At 46.1% G+C, this 14,436-nt stretch carries 12 protein-coding genes; 9 read left to right on the top strand and 3 right to left on the bottom strand.

From position 1 onward, the window contains the following. Window positions 1-782: 782 nt before the first annotated feature. The gene (locus NC996_RS06810; RefSeq protein ID WP_190689519.1) at window positions 783-2,996 is read right to left on the bottom strand and encodes a polysaccharide biosynthesis tyrosine autokinase; all 2,214 of its coding nucleotides are present in this window, start codon (window positions 2,994-2,996) and stop codon (window positions 783-785) included. 773 nt (window positions 2,997-3,769) lie between these two features. Then, window positions 3,770-5,566 (bottom strand): serine/threonine-protein kinase, encoded by a 1,797-nt coding sequence (locus tag NC996_RS06805; protein WP_190689516.1) that lies wholly within the window; start codon window positions 5,564-5,566, stop codon window positions 3,770-3,772. 455 nt (window positions 5,567-6,021) lie between these two features. Here NC996_RS06805 and NC996_RS06800 point away from each other — a divergent pair, with 455 nt between their 5' ends. The 5 genes from NC996_RS06800 (at window position 6,022) to NC996_RS06780 (ending at window position 9,089) form a co-directional block, all read left to right on the top strand. Continuing rightward, on the top strand, window positions 6,022-6,198 hold the full coding sequence (locus NC996_RS06800) for a hypothetical protein (protein ID WP_190430326.1): 177 nt from the start codon (window positions 6,022-6,024) through the stop codon (window positions 6,196-6,198). 56 nt (window positions 6,199-6,254) lie between these two features. Further along, complete coding sequence (locus NC996_RS06795; protein WP_190689513.1) at window positions 6,255-6,938, top strand: S-layer homology domain-containing protein; 684 nt, start codon at window positions 6,255-6,257, stop codon at window positions 6,936-6,938. Between the two features lie 132 nt (window positions 6,939-7,070). Next, the gene (locus tag NC996_RS06790) at window positions 7,071-7,940 is read left to right on the top strand and encodes an FAD-binding domain-containing protein (RefSeq protein ID WP_242037699.1); all 870 of its coding nucleotides are present in this window, start codon (window positions 7,071-7,073) and stop codon (window positions 7,938-7,940) included. A 33-nt stretch (window positions 7,941-7,973) separates the two neighbouring features. Continuing rightward, the gene (locus NC996_RS06785) at window positions 7,974-8,390 is read left to right on the top strand and encodes a hypothetical protein (RefSeq protein ID WP_190689510.1); all 417 of its coding nucleotides are present in this window, start codon (window positions 7,974-7,976) and stop codon (window positions 8,388-8,390) included. Window positions 8,391-8,405: 15 nt separating this feature from the next. Further along, a complete protein-coding gene (locus tag NC996_RS06780; RefSeq protein ID WP_199303329.1) occupies window positions 8,406-9,089 on the top strand; it encodes a chromophore lyase CpcT/CpeT in 684 nt (227 codons plus the stop codon). Window positions 9,090-9,327: 238 nt separating this feature from the next. On the opposite strand, the gene NC996_RS06775 is transcribed toward NC996_RS06780, so the two are convergent. Further along, entirely contained in the window at window positions 9,328-9,546 is a 219-nt protein-coding gene (locus tag NC996_RS06775) for a hypothetical protein (RefSeq protein WP_190689507.1), read from the bottom strand. Between the two features lie 213 nt (window positions 9,547-9,759). Between NC996_RS06775 and NC996_RS06770 the strand changes: the two genes are divergently transcribed. From NC996_RS06770 to NC996_RS06755, 4 genes are all read left to right on the top strand, one after another. Then, window positions 9,760-10,845, top strand: a complete 1,086-nt coding sequence (locus tag NC996_RS06770) for an RNA ligase family protein (protein ID WP_190689504.1) — start codon at window positions 9,760-9,762, stop codon at window positions 10,843-10,845. A 167-nt stretch (window positions 10,846-11,012) separates the two neighbouring features. After that, complete coding sequence (locus tag NC996_RS06765) at window positions 11,013-12,368, top strand: sorbosone dehydrogenase family protein (RefSeq protein WP_190689501.1); 1,356 nt, start codon at window positions 11,013-11,015, stop codon at window positions 12,366-12,368. Between the two features lie 33 nt (window positions 12,369-12,401). After that, window positions 12,402-13,694, top strand: a complete 1,293-nt coding sequence (locus NC996_RS06760) for a pentapeptide repeat-containing protein (RefSeq protein WP_190689499.1) — start codon at window positions 12,402-12,404, stop codon at window positions 13,692-13,694. Between the two features lie 131 nt (window positions 13,695-13,825). Then, window positions 13,826-14,329: a pentapeptide repeat-containing protein gene (locus NC996_RS06755; protein WP_190689496.1), complete on the top strand. Its 504-nt coding sequence runs from the start codon at window positions 13,826-13,828 to the stop codon at window positions 14,327-14,329. Window positions 14,330-14,436 lie beyond the last annotated feature (107 nt).

Raw genomic sequence — 14,436 nt, 5'->3', positions numbered from 1 at the left:
GCTAAGTTTATACGTAAGATTACTTAGTTATATGGATTGTACTTTACAACTAACTTTCCGAAGCCTATTACTACTATCAAAAGTAGGAATTATGAATACTCCTTATGGAAGATGCGGACTAAGTTTATACGTAAGATCACTTAGTTACATGAATTGTACTTTACAATTAACTTTCCGCAGTCTATTACTACTATCAAAAGTAGGAATTATAAATACTCCCTATGGAAGATGCAAACTAAATTTATACGTAAGATTACTTAGTTGTATGAATTGTACTTTGCAATTAACTTTCCGAAGGCTATTACTACTATCAAAAGTAGGAATTATGAATACTCCTTATGGAAGATGCGAACTGAGTTTATACATAAAGCCGCTTAATTGTATAAATTGTACTTGTGTACTTTACAATTAACTTTCCGAGGCATCGGATATAAACTGCTAATGAAGTCTGTATTTAAAAGTGTAATTTGACAGCCACTATGCAAAAATACAATTTTATTTAATATTCTCTACTAGAAGATATTTCTTTGCCGATCCGCAGTAGCAGCCTGCAAGAGCGAATTTGCTTAGTTGTCCTATTGGTGAGGGGTATCAACGTAACGCATTTAAGCAAGTGTATATCAGCGGTCTTCTCTACACGGAAAGGGGACTCGCCTTTTTCCCATAACAAAATTCTCCTACCCCGAACACGGTTAGGAGAAGAGGATTCGCCATAAGCGTATAGAAGGTCCTTACAACAGTACGCTTATGGTTCGAGCTAGAAGTAATCGATTAATGCTTGTTTAAGCGCGATCGCTATTTTTAGGAGCCTTCGCTGTCAGCATTTTTGGCGTACTGGCATCTTCCTTGTAGTATGCCTTGGCATGGTGGAAATAACTATCAGGTTCGTTTTCCACAATCACACCATTGACGACCAAGCCCAAGACCTTCTGACCTGATTGCACCAAAAATTGCTTACAAGCAGCAGCGCTGACAGTATCAACCACGCCTGGGCGAACTACCAATAACATACCATCAGTCATCTTGCCTACTGCCAGAGCATCTGCCACCAGAACAATTGGAGGCGTATCAAGGATTATAAAATCGTAGTCTTTAGAAAAATTGTCAATTAATCCAGCCATCCGCTTTGAGTCAACAAGAGCCAATGGATTAGGAGGAATCACCCCAGAAGGAAGCACATCCAAGTTATCCATCACTTCTCGCACAGCCATCTCAAACTCAGCTTGATTAACGATGACATCGCTCAGACCAATTGCATTAGTCAAGTCCCAAATATGATGCTGCATGGGATGGTGCAGATCCGCATCTATTAATAAAACTCGTCTTCCTAGTTGAGCCATAGCGATAGCCAAGTTGGCACAAACTGTAGACTTGCCTTCTTTAGAAACAGAACTTGTCACCGCAATGACTTTCAGCTCTTGATCTGGACTGAGAAACTTCAAGTTTGCCTGAAGCATACGGTAAGCTTCACTGATAACCGAATGTGGATTATCTCTAACGGGAAGCTGCGGAAGAATTCTTTCTAGTTTCTTACTGCGAAAAGTTACTTTTTTCTTCAAAGAAGGAACCATTCCCAGGACGGTATACTTAAATAACTCCCGCACCTCTTTGGCGGTTTTGATGGTTGGATCTTTCAGGTCTACAAGGAAAGCAGTAATTACATAAAGTAGACTGCCTGCAACAATTCCGGCAGCTATGATTATTAGCTTGCGAGTACCTACGGGCTTTTCTGGAACTGTAGCGGCGGCAATTAAACTAGCGTTGCCTACATTTTGGTTTTCCGCAATCTGTACCTCTTGAAGATTTTTCAAAAGAATTTGGTAGGTAGATTGCGCGGCTTCTACTTGCCGTTGTAAATCCCGCTGACCCTGTTGCAATCTAGGTAAAATGTTCGCTCTTTGTTTGTACGCCTCCTGAGCGCGAGATAAAAAAGTCACTTGATTAGCCAAACCTAAGCGTTGCACTTCTGCGTTGACTAATTCTGCGGTCAGTTTTTGTTCAAGTTCCCCAATTTGTAAATTTGCTTCGGATACTTGTTGGTTGGTGCCAACAATCTCTCCTACCCGTTCCTGTAGTAAAGCTTTTAATGCCGCTTGTTTGCTTTCGAGATTAATTATTTTGGGGTTTTCATCCTGAAAGCGGGTGCGCTCAACTGTCAACTCGCCTTCAATTTTTTGGAGTTCTATCAGCACTTGCTGAACTGCGGGAGATTGGCTGAGCGAGTTTAGAGCCATAGCCCGCTGTGAATTCAGTCCTATCTTACTTTGGAAGGCGGCGACTCTAGCAGTTGCATCTTCAAGTTCAGCTTGAGTTTGCGCTTTTTTGCTGTCTAGCTCTGCGATCGCTTTTACGGCTGAGCTTCCTTCTTCTTCTAGAGCTACAATGTTATTCTGTTCTTTGAAACTACGCAAAGCGGCTTCTGCTTGACGAACAGTGGCTTCAGTCTTCGGTAGCTGCTTACTAATAAATTCGCGAGCCGCCGCTGCTTGAGCGCGGTTATTAAGTACATTCTTCTCGCGATACAAATCCATCAGTTTGTTGACTATCTTTGCAGCTTCCTGGGGATCTTTGCCTTTAACGGATATCTGCAAAACATCGGTTCCTTTGATCCCTTTTACCGTAAGCTGTTTTAGGAAATCAGCAGGTTTTAGGGGATCTCCCTTTTTGTCTTTTAGGTTTAGAGAATTTATCGTCTCTTGTATCAGAGGCTCAGAACGGACTATCTCGGCTTCTGTATCCAGAGGAGTATTCAAGACATTTAGCGGTTCCAACTGTCCGATTTTTGCCCCCGCCTCTGTGACTAAGGCAGAAGTCGTATTTTGCTTCTTAAACAAAAGCCTCCCTTCGGCTTCGTAGGTAGGCTTTTTTAAGAACGCAAATGCGGCGGCGAGTGCAACTGTAAATATAAAGACGGTACTGGCGGGTAGCCAACGCCGTTTGAGGATAAGCCAGTATTTTTTAAAATCTATATCTTCTGTGTATTGTCTAGTTTCCATAAGAGGCTCGTGTAGGAGAGTGGTAATAAGGTTGTTTTGGAGGCAGGTGTATTAGCCGCTCCCAGAAGCGAGTCCTTGCAGTGTAGACTATTTCCTCGCTTATCGAGAGGCAGCATCTGGTAGTTCTTACTCAGCCGACAATTGTATCCTAACAAGGCTAGTAAAAGTTGGAGTGATAAAAAAAACTGTTAATCAATGAAAGGATGAGCTTAAAGCTGTATGCAGTAGCATTCGGCTGGTAGCTCTAGATAAGAGGGATTAACAAAAGCGGGCTGCGAAATTTTTTTGATGCTGACGGACAACCGGACTATGGCAAAGAGTAGAAGTGCGATCGCTTTGGATGAAAGCACCTTAAGCTTACACCTTAAAGCAGAATTAACTGCGCGATCGCTATAGAATGACTCAAACAATTGAGTCGGAAATATTTTAGGTCATATCGGAGGCAGTTTTGGGACGATTGCCAGAGTGACTGGAAGATTAATTTGGCACAAATATCTGGGAACATATTTCTGCTTTGTGCGATCGCCCTCAAAATCCTGAGATATCTGTATAAACATCCGATTATTCTTTAGCCAAAGAGATTACCACCAGCCTTAACAAATCGGATGATTGCCAGGATTCACGGCATGAATATCCTTGGTGTGTGAATGAAACCGTCCCCGCTCCTGAAGATAAATCTCTTACCTTAAAGCTTTCAACCTGTTTGACAGGTTGAAAGCCTTTGCCTAAACTCCCTAAAAAAAGTTGCACGCGGCGTGAGCCAAATTGCCTGACTACGGCTTAATCAAATGTTGCTCAAACTTGCGATAGTTACCAATTAACCTTGCCCGCTCAAAAGGGGGATAAAACAAGATGGTTCCCAAAGGTAAACCAACTGCCAAAACAGCGCCCATCACCAAAGGATTTAGCAATCCAACTTGGAAGCCAACTCCTAAAGTCATGCCTAACGCCATTGCTAATAGCGACACCCCAATCGCGAGATTGGGACTAAATCCTCTTTTCAAACAACTAACTGCCAGACTCTGCGCCCCAAAACCAGCCATAAATACAGCAAAATCCACCGCTTCAAACCCAACCGCCGCCGAATTTGCCGCTCTAAATTGCTCGCCAAAACCCGTCACAAAAAAAGCGACAATTCCCGCAACCAACAAAGCTACAACCGTGTCTATACCCGCAAACTTAACTTTATACCTGGATAGAAGCTTAGCGACAAACACAGCCCCAGCCGCCGCCGTAGCCGCTGCTGCCACACCAAATGCAGCGACAAACAGTGTGATAAACCCAGCCATGACCACACCCATCGCCCCAACTTGGGCAATCGTTCCGCCCCAAGCGATTCCCTCAATCCAAGCCGCCGAGGCAGCAAGTGTCACCAGTAAAGCGAGCGCGATATAAGGTAGTTTTTTGTTCGCAATCGGAACCGGGGCAGTCTGAATCTTAACAGTAATATCGTGAGTTTCTGGCAGAGAATTTGTGTGTAATAACAGATGTCGCTCGTAGGTCTTATCTGCCATCAACCGGCTGGTATTCACATTGATTTTACACTTCGCCTGATTGTTCTCAAACTTAACGGAATCAAAAGAAATCCAAGTGTGAGTATCTGGTGTATGGGGGGGATCGCTTTCGTGGGGTGCCACTTCCCAATTTCCTTCCAGAAGGGTATCAGGAATCGAGTTCGTAACTGCGATTGTCTGAGTCACCCTTTCACCTAATTTTCTTGCCTTAAATTCTAGGATGGGTTTACTCAGCTTCGCTTCGGGTACGCGAATCACATAGATAGGCTTGAGAGATTCCAAGGCGATCGCTGCGTTAGGATAGCGGTCTTTTGGTTTGATTTCCACCATCTTTTGCAACCAGTCAATCCACCGCAGACTGAGCTTGGGAACGAGATGCTTGAAATTAATTCGATAATCATCATCAATTAACTGGCTAATCTCAGAAGATTTGATGCCAGTTAATAAGCAAATCAGCGTTGCTCCCAAACTATATAAATCTGAGGCTTCAGTGAGTTGGCGATGGAATAATTGTTCGGGCGGCATGAACCCTAAAGTTCCTTTTGCCACGCTGTTCATCGTTACTTCCCCATCTCCAATTCGAGCCAAACCAAAATCAACTAAGAAAACATTGATGTTGCCATCAACCAAGATATTTTCGGGTTTAATATCTCGATGGATAACAGTGGGAATGCGATTTTGCAGATAAACGAGAATTTCTAATAAAGAGACGGCAATTTTCTTAATTTCATCCGGGTCGAAGCTACGAGGTACGGCTAAAGACGGTGCTTTTTTATACTCCTGAACCATGCAAAAGCCATCGGATGTTTGGAAGGAATCTAGGTAGCGGGGGATTCCGGGATGATTCAGTCCCTGTAACACTTGAATTTCGCGCTGGTAGGCGTCGTAGTCTGACCAGGTGGCGTTGATTTTAGCAAACTGAAACCGTTTAATGACAGCGGGTTGCCGAGTTTTCAGATTGAGCGCCAGGTAGGTTACTCGACCACCGGCGCGGTTGTGTCCTAATTCTCGGACGACCTGATAACCGTGGCTGGATAAGTCTGGAAAGTTGCTCATGTGTGAGAGAACGAACGCAGGTTGAATGAGTTTATGCAACTGCTACGCGAGCAGTTGCAGTTAGCGGGAGCAGCTAGAGCGAGTAGCCGCTAACTTGCGGTCATACGCTAGAGCGAGTAGCCGCTAACTGCGGCATACGCCAAAGCGATCGCGCAATCCGAACAAACCAGGGATGGCAGATAAAGGAAGTGGGTGTACGCCTTTTTTGAGACTTCATCTTTCCCCTTTTCCCAGTTGTCCCTTCTCATCCTAGTTCACCAGCTTAGGAGTAGGAATTTCTGTTTTCGCTGTGAAAGTTCATAAAAATAAAGTGAGTGAGCTACACCTAGTTAAGAACTTGATATCTAAGGATCGTAATTATGACACAGCTATCAGAAGCGAATGTGGCGATTTCTAAGGAAGTTAATAATTCGAGAGGTTCCGATTGTTTAGGTTGGGAGTGTCTAGGCTGATTGTTGCGATCGCCTTCTTCCTATGCGCTCTTAGCCGGGATCGTCGCCAGCGAATGCCACTTTTTGCAACGGCTCCTCGGAAGCATCCACGGTCTTAGCACTGGTTGCAACTTTGCAAACTCCAGATTCGTCACCATTATTGCCAACATCCCCGCTTGGATTGACCCGAATGGGCGATGAAGATTTGGTTCCAGTGTTTATACAGTGAAGTTAGCAACTGAAAAGTGATTTTAATTATGCGTCAGATCCTGGGCACTCTTTCTCTATTGGGGTTTCTACAATGTTTTCCAGCAGTTGTTTCTGCTCAAACACAACCTGCTTCAGACGCCCCATCTGACCCCATCGAACAGGTGATTGCTGCCAAATTAATGACTGCATATCCTGATGGACAGTTTCGTTCAGAACAATTCATCAGTCGTGCAGAACTTGCCTCAATTTTGGTCAAAACTTTTAAACTGGACAAACGAGCAGGTGCCACCAAACAAGAAGTTATTTCAGTTCAAGATGTACCTTCTTCCCACTGGGCATATAACGACATTCAGACAGTTTTAAAAACTGGCATTATGAAGGGATATCGGGGAGATATGTTCTTCCCCAACCAAAAAATCAATCGCGCTGAAGCTTTATCTATCTTTGCCCAAGCTCACGGTGTATTTCAGTTTCCGAATGACACCGTTGCTAAAATTCTTGCGAAGTATCCAGATTCCGGGAATATACCGGATTGGGCTAAAAAATCGATGGCAACTGCACTTTACGAGGGATTTGCTAATCCCGATGAACAAGGCAATCTGAATCCCCTAAATCCGATGACGAGAGGGGATATGGCTTACGCCTTGAGTAAATTTTTGGAGCGACAAGAAGCACCCGCAGCGATGTTGGAAGAAGATTTACCTTCGCCAGCGAGCTTACCAATCCAATAAGTTCCGAATAAGTTCCGAAAAAGCCGTTTTCTTTGAGAAAACGGCTTTTTTGTTTTTGAAGAACGCGAGAAGGCGGCTCGCTTGTTACACTCAATAAGTTTGGAGCGATAAGTTTGGAGCGATCGCTAACTGATGAACGCCACGCCAAATAATCGAGATATGCGGCGAGATTTCGCCAGCCGCGACGATTTAATTACCTATCTCCGCGAACAATTCCCCACCGCCACCGAACGCGATGACGCGATCGCTACCACTGTAGGAGGACGTAAAGCCGCAGAAGCCTTCTTAAGTCAAGTAGATCCCGCCCGTTACGCCAAAACGCGCAATTCTTTTAGTGGCGCAGTCACGCGCCTTTCGCCCTATCTCCGCTACGGCGTCTTGAGCGTAGCAGAAGTGCGGGATGCTGTGCTGAACAAAGTGGAAAACCGAGATGACGCACAAAAACTCATCAACGAACTCGGCTGGCGCGATTACTGGCAGCGTCTCTATGCCAAGCTGGGAAACGATATTTGGGAAGATCAAGAGCCTTACAAGACAGGCTACACAGCCAAAGACTATGCCGAAAAGTTACCGGAAGATGTTGACAAAAGTAGCACCGGCATGGTCTGTATTGATAGTTTTAGCCGCGACTTGCACTCCTCTGGCTACCTGCACAACCACGGGCGAATGTGGCTAGCCGCTTACCTAGTTCACTGGCAGCGGATTCGTTGGCAAGTCGGGGCAAGATGGTTTCTGCAACACTTACTGGATGGCGATCCAGCCAGCAATAATCTCTCCTGGCAGTGGGTTGCCAGCACCTTTAGCCAAAAGCCTTATTTCTTCAACCGGGAGAACTTAGAACGCTATACGGATGGCATCTATTGCCGCCAATGCCCCCTGTACGGTCATTGTGACTTCGAGGGCAGCTACGATGAACTAGAGAAGCGATTGTTTCCTAAATCTCAAAGTTTCGATCGAAGTGGCGGTAGCAAGAGTTTTCAGCGCGGGAAGAAGCGTCGGTAGTGCGTGAGTTTTGAGTGCGTGAGTCTTGAATTAATGAAACAGCCGATAATTTGGGTGCATGGAGACTGTTTAAGTCCGGAAAATCCCGCCTTGCAAGCCTACCCTGAAAGCCCTGCAATATGGGTTTGGGATGATGCTTTGATTGAAGAGTGGCAGATGAGTCTGAAGCGGATTACTTTTATTTATGAATGTTTGCTAGAACTGCCAGTAACGATTCGACGGGGTGATGTCGCTGCTGAAGTGCTCGCTTTTGCCAAGGAACACAATGCGGATGGAATCGTTACAGCAGAAAGTCCTAGCCCGCGATTTGACCACATTTGCGACAAAATTGAGGAATCGCTTCCTATTGAAGTGTTACCTATTGAGCCATTTGTGAAATACGACGGATATATTGACCTTAAACGCTTTTCTCGCTATTGGCGCGTTGCCGAACGTTATGTTTTTGATTAGCAATGGGAGACTATTGTGAAGAATACAAGAACTCAGAGTTTGATCGCGATCGCCCTTGTCTCCTCAACTGGCACAGCAGCTTATTCGTGTCCGGCGAACAACCTCCAGGCATCATTACCCATTCAGCAGCAAGTCGGGGAAGTGGTGTCGCATTTGGTAGGAGTGATGGATACTTCCGCACAAGCGCAAGCCAAACCAAAAGCTCCAAATGTGAGAATGACGACCTGTAAAGTTAGTGTGGCGGATACTAAACAAAATCCCCAGGCAGTTTTTCTCTATCAAGAACAAGCCATGTCTGAGAATCTTGCTAAACCTTACCGGCAAAGATTCTTGAAAATTGCCCCCACTACCGATAATCAAAGCATTGAATCGCAATCCTTTAAACCCCCCTCACCAGAAGCTTTCATTGGGTTGTGCAGTCAGCCAGAAGCCAAGCGGGTTGTGAGATTGAGCGAAGTTGGGTCTGCCAAGTGTAGTGTATTCTTGAAACGCGATGGCGATCGCTACATTGGCGAGACACCAGAGGCGGGTTGTCCCAGCGACTACAAAGGCGCTGTCAAAGTAACAAACCGAATTGTCTTGCATTCTACGGGAATGGACACTTTAGATCGCGCTTTTGATGCCGCTGGTAATCAAGTTTGGGGTTCAAAAGGCGAACCTTATCAGTTTCGGTGGGTTAAGCCAAGCACGAGTCGCTGAATTTGCTAGCCATTTTTTGTGATATTCGTTGAACTCGCGATCGCTTCTTCATCCCTGCGGACGCACCACCCGAATTAATTTACCATTCAAGGTTTCTTCATTAGAAATCGCCTCATTAATGCGGGTAGCCATTCTCTGCCTATCTGCGTCATCTTTGCAGCAATAATTTTAGAATGCGATCGCTGCTGAGTTCAACGCCCATTGTCCTGGCAGCAATGCACACTTTCTGACTTTGAGATTAAGCGGCAGCGGAGAGTTCAGCCACTACTCTTACCCGTCCTTTAAGTACAGAACGCAGCAGTCTGTTGACGCAACCTCTTTCTTCCTCATCCAAGGACTCATCCAGAGCGGCTGCCATCAGTCCATAACGGTCAGCCAGAGTCAGAATACCAGTTTCAGTGACAGAGGCTAGGATTTCAGAGATAGCACCGGGGAGCAGTTGGATTTGGGAAAGCATGGTTGTTGGGCGTCAACTCTACGATATTTAATATCTCACCCCTTTCCGTCCCGCCGAGCGATCGCTTAGATGAGTAACGTGTGAAAATTCTCAGCCTTTCGAGTGATCTGAATTACATAGGCACTCAACCCACAAGCGGCTCAAGCGCGATCGCATCCCTCAACTAGCCACGCGATCGCATTTTCTCAGCTTCTTTCCAAAAAAATAAAACCGATGGACAAACAAGAAAGCAACTTCACCGGCTGGACGCATATCAGCTATGAAAAAATACCAGAAAGCTCGAATAATTGGAATTTAACAGAATCAGATTATCGCATTTTCAAGAAAACTGCCTGGGTGGTAACTGAAAAAATTCACGGGGCGAATTTCTGTATAATCGCAGACGGATCAGACGTTCGCTTTGCCAAGAGAAAAGAATTATTGCAGCCAGACGAAGACTTTTTTGGATATCAAACGCTTAGATATAAATTAGCCCAACAAGCCAAAGATATATTCAAAATTATCCAGTTGGAACGTCCGGAAACGTTTAGAGTTTCTGTGTATGGGGAATTGTTTGGCGGAGAATATCCCCATCCTGACGTAGCGACTGTTCCTAGTGTTCAGGCTGTCCAAACAGGAATCTATTATTCACCTAAAATTGAGTTTTGTGCTTTTGATATTGCTGTTGAAGAAAATAATAGAACTGCCAAACGAGATTACATAGATTATGAGAAAGCGCTGAAATTATTTCAGCAAGTAGAAATGCTGGGTGCTAAACCGCTATTTACTGGAAAATACGAACAAGCGCTTGCACAGAAGATAGAGTTTAATTCTACTATTCCTGCCTTATTAGGTTTACCCAAATTGCCGTTTAGCAATCAGGCGGAAGGGATTGTCATTAAACCTGTAAAGTCGATCTATATAGATACTCCCAAGGGAAAAATTAGGCCGATTTTGAAGAGAAAAATCCCAAAATTCGCTGAAGAGAGCCGATTCCATCAGGCAGAAAAATGGAGCGGCCAAAAATTAGCAACATCTCCTCCCTATTTGAGTGATGACAAATGGCTCCATGAGGCGATGCTTGCATTGGTTACAGAAAATAGATTGATGAATACTCTATCAAAAGTAGGCCGGGTTTCTGGTAAAGACCCAAAAGCAATAGACAAAGTTTTTCAATTATTTGTGAATGATGTAATAGAAACATTTAACGAATCTTATGAAAGCATTTTTAAAAACTTACCTGAGAAAAGTCAACAGACTTTAATCGAACAATTGGAGCAGGAATCAAAAAAATTGATAAATAATTACTTCAAAAAATAATATTTAGGAACAGGTGTAGGGTGAGCAGCGGCTAACTAAATATTCGATCTGAAACGAAGAGTGCGAACTGACTTTTTCTGCGCTAGGCTAACGCCTCGCTTCGCATGAGCGCGATCGCTCTCCTGTCTTCAATGACTACCCTGGAATTAGAGTTCCCACCTTTTGACATGAAATCGATACGTTTCTTGCTGCTGCTCATCCTGACTACAGTAGCCGCCTGTGACTCAACTCAGGCATCCCTCGACCCCCAGACAACCCAACCAAGCCAACAACCGACAGAAACTCCGGCACAGCCGAACCAACAGCTTTCCCAAGCGACGCAAACCAACAACGTGGTGCGAACCGAACCCCTGACACCCCAACCGATTCGCATCAACCTCGATAACTTACCCAAACCCTACGCCAGCGACAGCGCCTCCAACTCGCCCAACGTGGTGCCCATCCCGCAAAACCCCACCCTGCGCGTCCCGGCTGGCTTCGTCGTCAATGTCTTTGCCGATGGATTAGATGCACCCCGCTGGCTGGCACTCACCCCTAACGGCGATGTATTAGTCACCGAAACCCGACAAAACCAGATTCGCCTACTGCGTGACACCAACGGCGATGGCGTCGCTGATGTCCGCCAAACCTTTGCCAGTTCCCAAAATGGGGTAAATATCCCCTTTGGCATGACTTTTGCGGGCGGATACTTCTTCCTCGGCAACACAGGCGAAGTCCGGCGGTATCCCTACACGCAAGGACAACAACAACTCACTGGAACCGGCGAAAAAATCGCTAACTTAACCCCTGGCGGCTACAACCAGCACTGGACGCGCAACGTCGTTGCCTCACCCGATGGGCAAAAGCTCTACGTCTCAGTTGGGTCGGCATCCAACGCTTCAGAAGAAGCCATCCCCCGCGCCTCTGTACAGGTGATGAACCTAGACGGTTCCAACCAGCAAACTTTTGCGTTTGGTTTACGCAACCCAGTCGGACTCGACTTTCACCCCACCACCGGCGAACTGTATACCGCCGTGAACGAACGAGACGGACTGGGCGACGACCTGGTACCCGACTACTTAACCCGCATCCAACAGGGAGAATTCTATGGCTGGCCTTACGCCTACCTGGCACCAAATCTCCTTGACCCGCGTCATCTGGTCAACGGAAAGAGCAAACGTCCCGACCTGGTAGCGAAAACAAAGACGCCCGACGTTCTGTTCCAAGCCCACTCGGCTGCTTTGGGATTGCAGTTTTATGACGGTAATACCTTTCCAGAAAAATATCGCAATGGCGCTTTTGTCGCCTTTCGCGGTTCCTGGAACCGTAACCAAGGCACCGGCTACAAAATTGTCTTTGCCCCCTTCTCTAACGGGCGTCCTCAGGGCTACTATGAAGACTTTCTCACTGGGTTCCTGCTTAACCCCTCTGTCCCAACCACCTGGGGGCGTCCGGTGGGGTTACTCGTGCTACCCGATGGGAGTTTGCTGCTGACGGAAGAAGCCAATAACCGGATTTACCGCATCCAGTATCGTGGCTCTTAAGTAGTTGTTAATCGCGGCTCAAAGAACTGCCCCATGCGCCCAAAACTCGTTAATCAATTTGCTGTCCTTAAGCCCGCCTTCGCGGGCTTGGTTTGTTTAGCTGCGACTTCAGCCGTCGGAGTGTTAACGCTTGGCTTACGAACCCCAGCCCAAGCGGCAAACTCCAAAGACTTGCAGAAGTTACTGACGCTGAAAACTTGCCCTGGATGTGACCTAAAAGATGCCCAACTCAGGGGGATTAACCTCAGAAACGCCGACTTGAAGAATGCCCAGCTTGACGGTGCGGATTTAACGGCGGCTGACCTTTCGGGCGCTAAGCTAGAGGGTGCCCAGCTCAACGGTGCCAAACTAACTGCCGCTAATTTGGAAAAGGCGAACTTGAGACAGGCAAAATTGGCGGCTGCAAATAAAATTGTTGCTGATTTAACAGACGCTAAATTGCGGGGGGCAAACTTATATGCAGCGAACCTCACGGGCGCTAAGCTAGAGCGTGCCCAGCTAGCCCAAACTCAACTGAATTTTGCTCAGTTAGTCGGTGCAAATCTCGGACAAGCGAATTTGATCGAAGCGAATCTTTCGGGTGCCAATTTAGGCGGGGCAAACCTAAAAGATGCTCAGATGCAAATTGTTAACTTAGCCGGTGCCAATCTTACAGGTGCCAAGTTGAATAATGCCCAGTTAGAGACTGCCAATATGGATAGTGTCAACTTGAGCAATGCTGATTTGAGTCAGGCTTCTTTGAATAATGCTGACTTGAATGGGGGAATTCTCACGGGTGCCAATCTGCAAAAAGGATCGCTGACAGCAGCGAATTTTCAAAGTGCTACGCTCACAAATGCCAATTTGACGGGTGCCAATTTGACGGGTGCTGGTTTCAATCGTGCCAATTTGACGGGTGCTAAATTCAACGATGCTGATTTAACCAATGCCAAATTGCCGCTTGCCAACCTCACCAACGCTAATTTAGCGGGTGCTAACCTCCAGGATGCTTATCTGGATAGTACCAATCTCAACGGTGCTAATCTCAGCGGTGTAAACTTGCGCGGGGCGAATTTGCGGTCTGCCAATTTAAGCGGTGCGTCGATGATGGGTACCAACCTAGAAAGTGCCAATCTGACGAATGCTATTTTGACAGGAGCCAATTTGAGTTACACCAATTTCAGCAGTGCCGATCTCCGGGGTGCCAATTTAGGAAATACTAATCTGAGTTATGCCAACTTGACTCAAACAGATTTGGGTCAAGCTAGCTTAGCGAATGCCAACCTGACGGGTGCCAACTGGAAGGATGCTAAGCTCAAAGGTGTCATTGGATTGAATGGATATTGAGCGATCGCATTCTATCCCCATTGACTCTTTTGTTCTGATTTTGTGCATTCTATAGCGCGATCGCGCATGGCTACCAAGAGGGTGTTTTGGCAGTTCAATCGGTACTCATTTCCTCAGTTGGCTAGCCTCCCATGAAACCAGGAATCCTCGCTGTTGCCCTGTTGATGCCTGTCTGCTTTGCAGTGCCGGTCAAAGCAGAGAATCCAGAACACGTTCAGAGATTATTAATTTATAAAGAATGCCAATTTTGTGACTTGAGCAATGTGAACTTAACTGGGTATGACCTCAGCGGTGCCAACTTGAAGGGTGCCAATCTACTCAATGCCAATCTCACCAGTGTCGTGCTAGCTGGAGCCGATCTTACAGCAGCCACCTTGGAAAATGCGAATTTGAACAATGCGGTTCTTAATGGCGCGAACCTCAGCGGTACGAAGATGCGGTTTGCGAACTTGCAGTATGCGAGTCTACAAGGAGTCAAAGCGAAGGAAGCATTTGACGTGACAGGTGCCGATCTCACCGGGACAATTATGCCTTCCGGTCTAGTTTACAAGCCGCTTGCTGAGGGTCCAAAGAAACCGGCACCTGAGACCGGGAAACCCCTCAACCAAGACCGAAGCGACCCGATAAACCCGTAAAATCAATAAGCTTTTTAGTATAATACCCACACAGTAGAGAGGGGAACCAGCTCCAAAGCCCTAATAGGAGTTGGAACAAATGTGATAGTATCCCTTTGCTTTCCTGT

Origin of the sequence: Trichocoleus sp. ST-U2, from assembly GCF_039961875.1 — a bacterium.
In the GTDB taxonomy this organism is placed as follows: domain Bacteria; phylum Cyanobacteriota; class Cyanobacteriia; order Cyanobacteriales; family FACHB-T130; genus FACHB-T130.
The sequence above is the reverse complement of the archived record's forward strand: the minus strand, read 5'-3'. Positions and strand labels throughout refer to the sequence as shown.

Excerpts from the sequence above, each read along its gene's own strand:
- NC996_RS06810 (WP_190689519.1), bottom strand. The coding sequence starts at position 2,996 with ATGGAAACTAGACAATACACAGAAGATATAGATTTTAAAAAATACTGG.
- NC996_RS06805 (WP_190689516.1), bottom strand. The coding sequence starts at position 5,566 with ATGAGCAACTTTCCAGACTTATCCAGCCACGGTTATCAGGTCGTCCGA.
- NC996_RS06795 (WP_190689513.1), top strand. The coding sequence starts at position 6,255 with ATGCGTCAGATCCTGGGCACTCTTTCTCTATTGGGGTTTCTACAATGT.
- NC996_RS06790 (WP_242037699.1), top strand. The coding sequence starts at position 7,071 with ATGAACGCCACGCCAAATAATCGAGATATGCGGCGAGATTTCGCCAGC.
- NC996_RS06785 (WP_190689510.1), top strand. The coding sequence starts at position 7,974 with ATGAAACAGCCGATAATTTGGGTGCATGGAGACTGTTTAAGTCCGGAA.
- NC996_RS06775 (WP_190689507.1), bottom strand. The coding sequence starts at position 9,546 with ATGCTTTCCCAAATCCAACTGCTCCCCGGTGCTATCTCTGAAATCCTA.
- NC996_RS06770 (WP_190689504.1), top strand. The coding sequence starts at position 9,760 with ATGGACAAACAAGAAAGCAACTTCACCGGCTGGACGCATATCAGCTAT.
- NC996_RS06765 (WP_190689501.1), top strand. The coding sequence starts at position 11,013 with ATGAAATCGATACGTTTCTTGCTGCTGCTCATCCTGACTACAGTAGCC.
- NC996_RS06760 (WP_190689499.1), top strand. The coding sequence starts at position 12,402 with ATGCGCCCAAAACTCGTTAATCAATTTGCTGTCCTTAAGCCCGCCTTC.
- NC996_RS06755 (WP_190689496.1), top strand. The coding sequence starts at position 13,826 with ATGAAACCAGGAATCCTCGCTGTTGCCCTGTTGATGCCTGTCTGCTTT.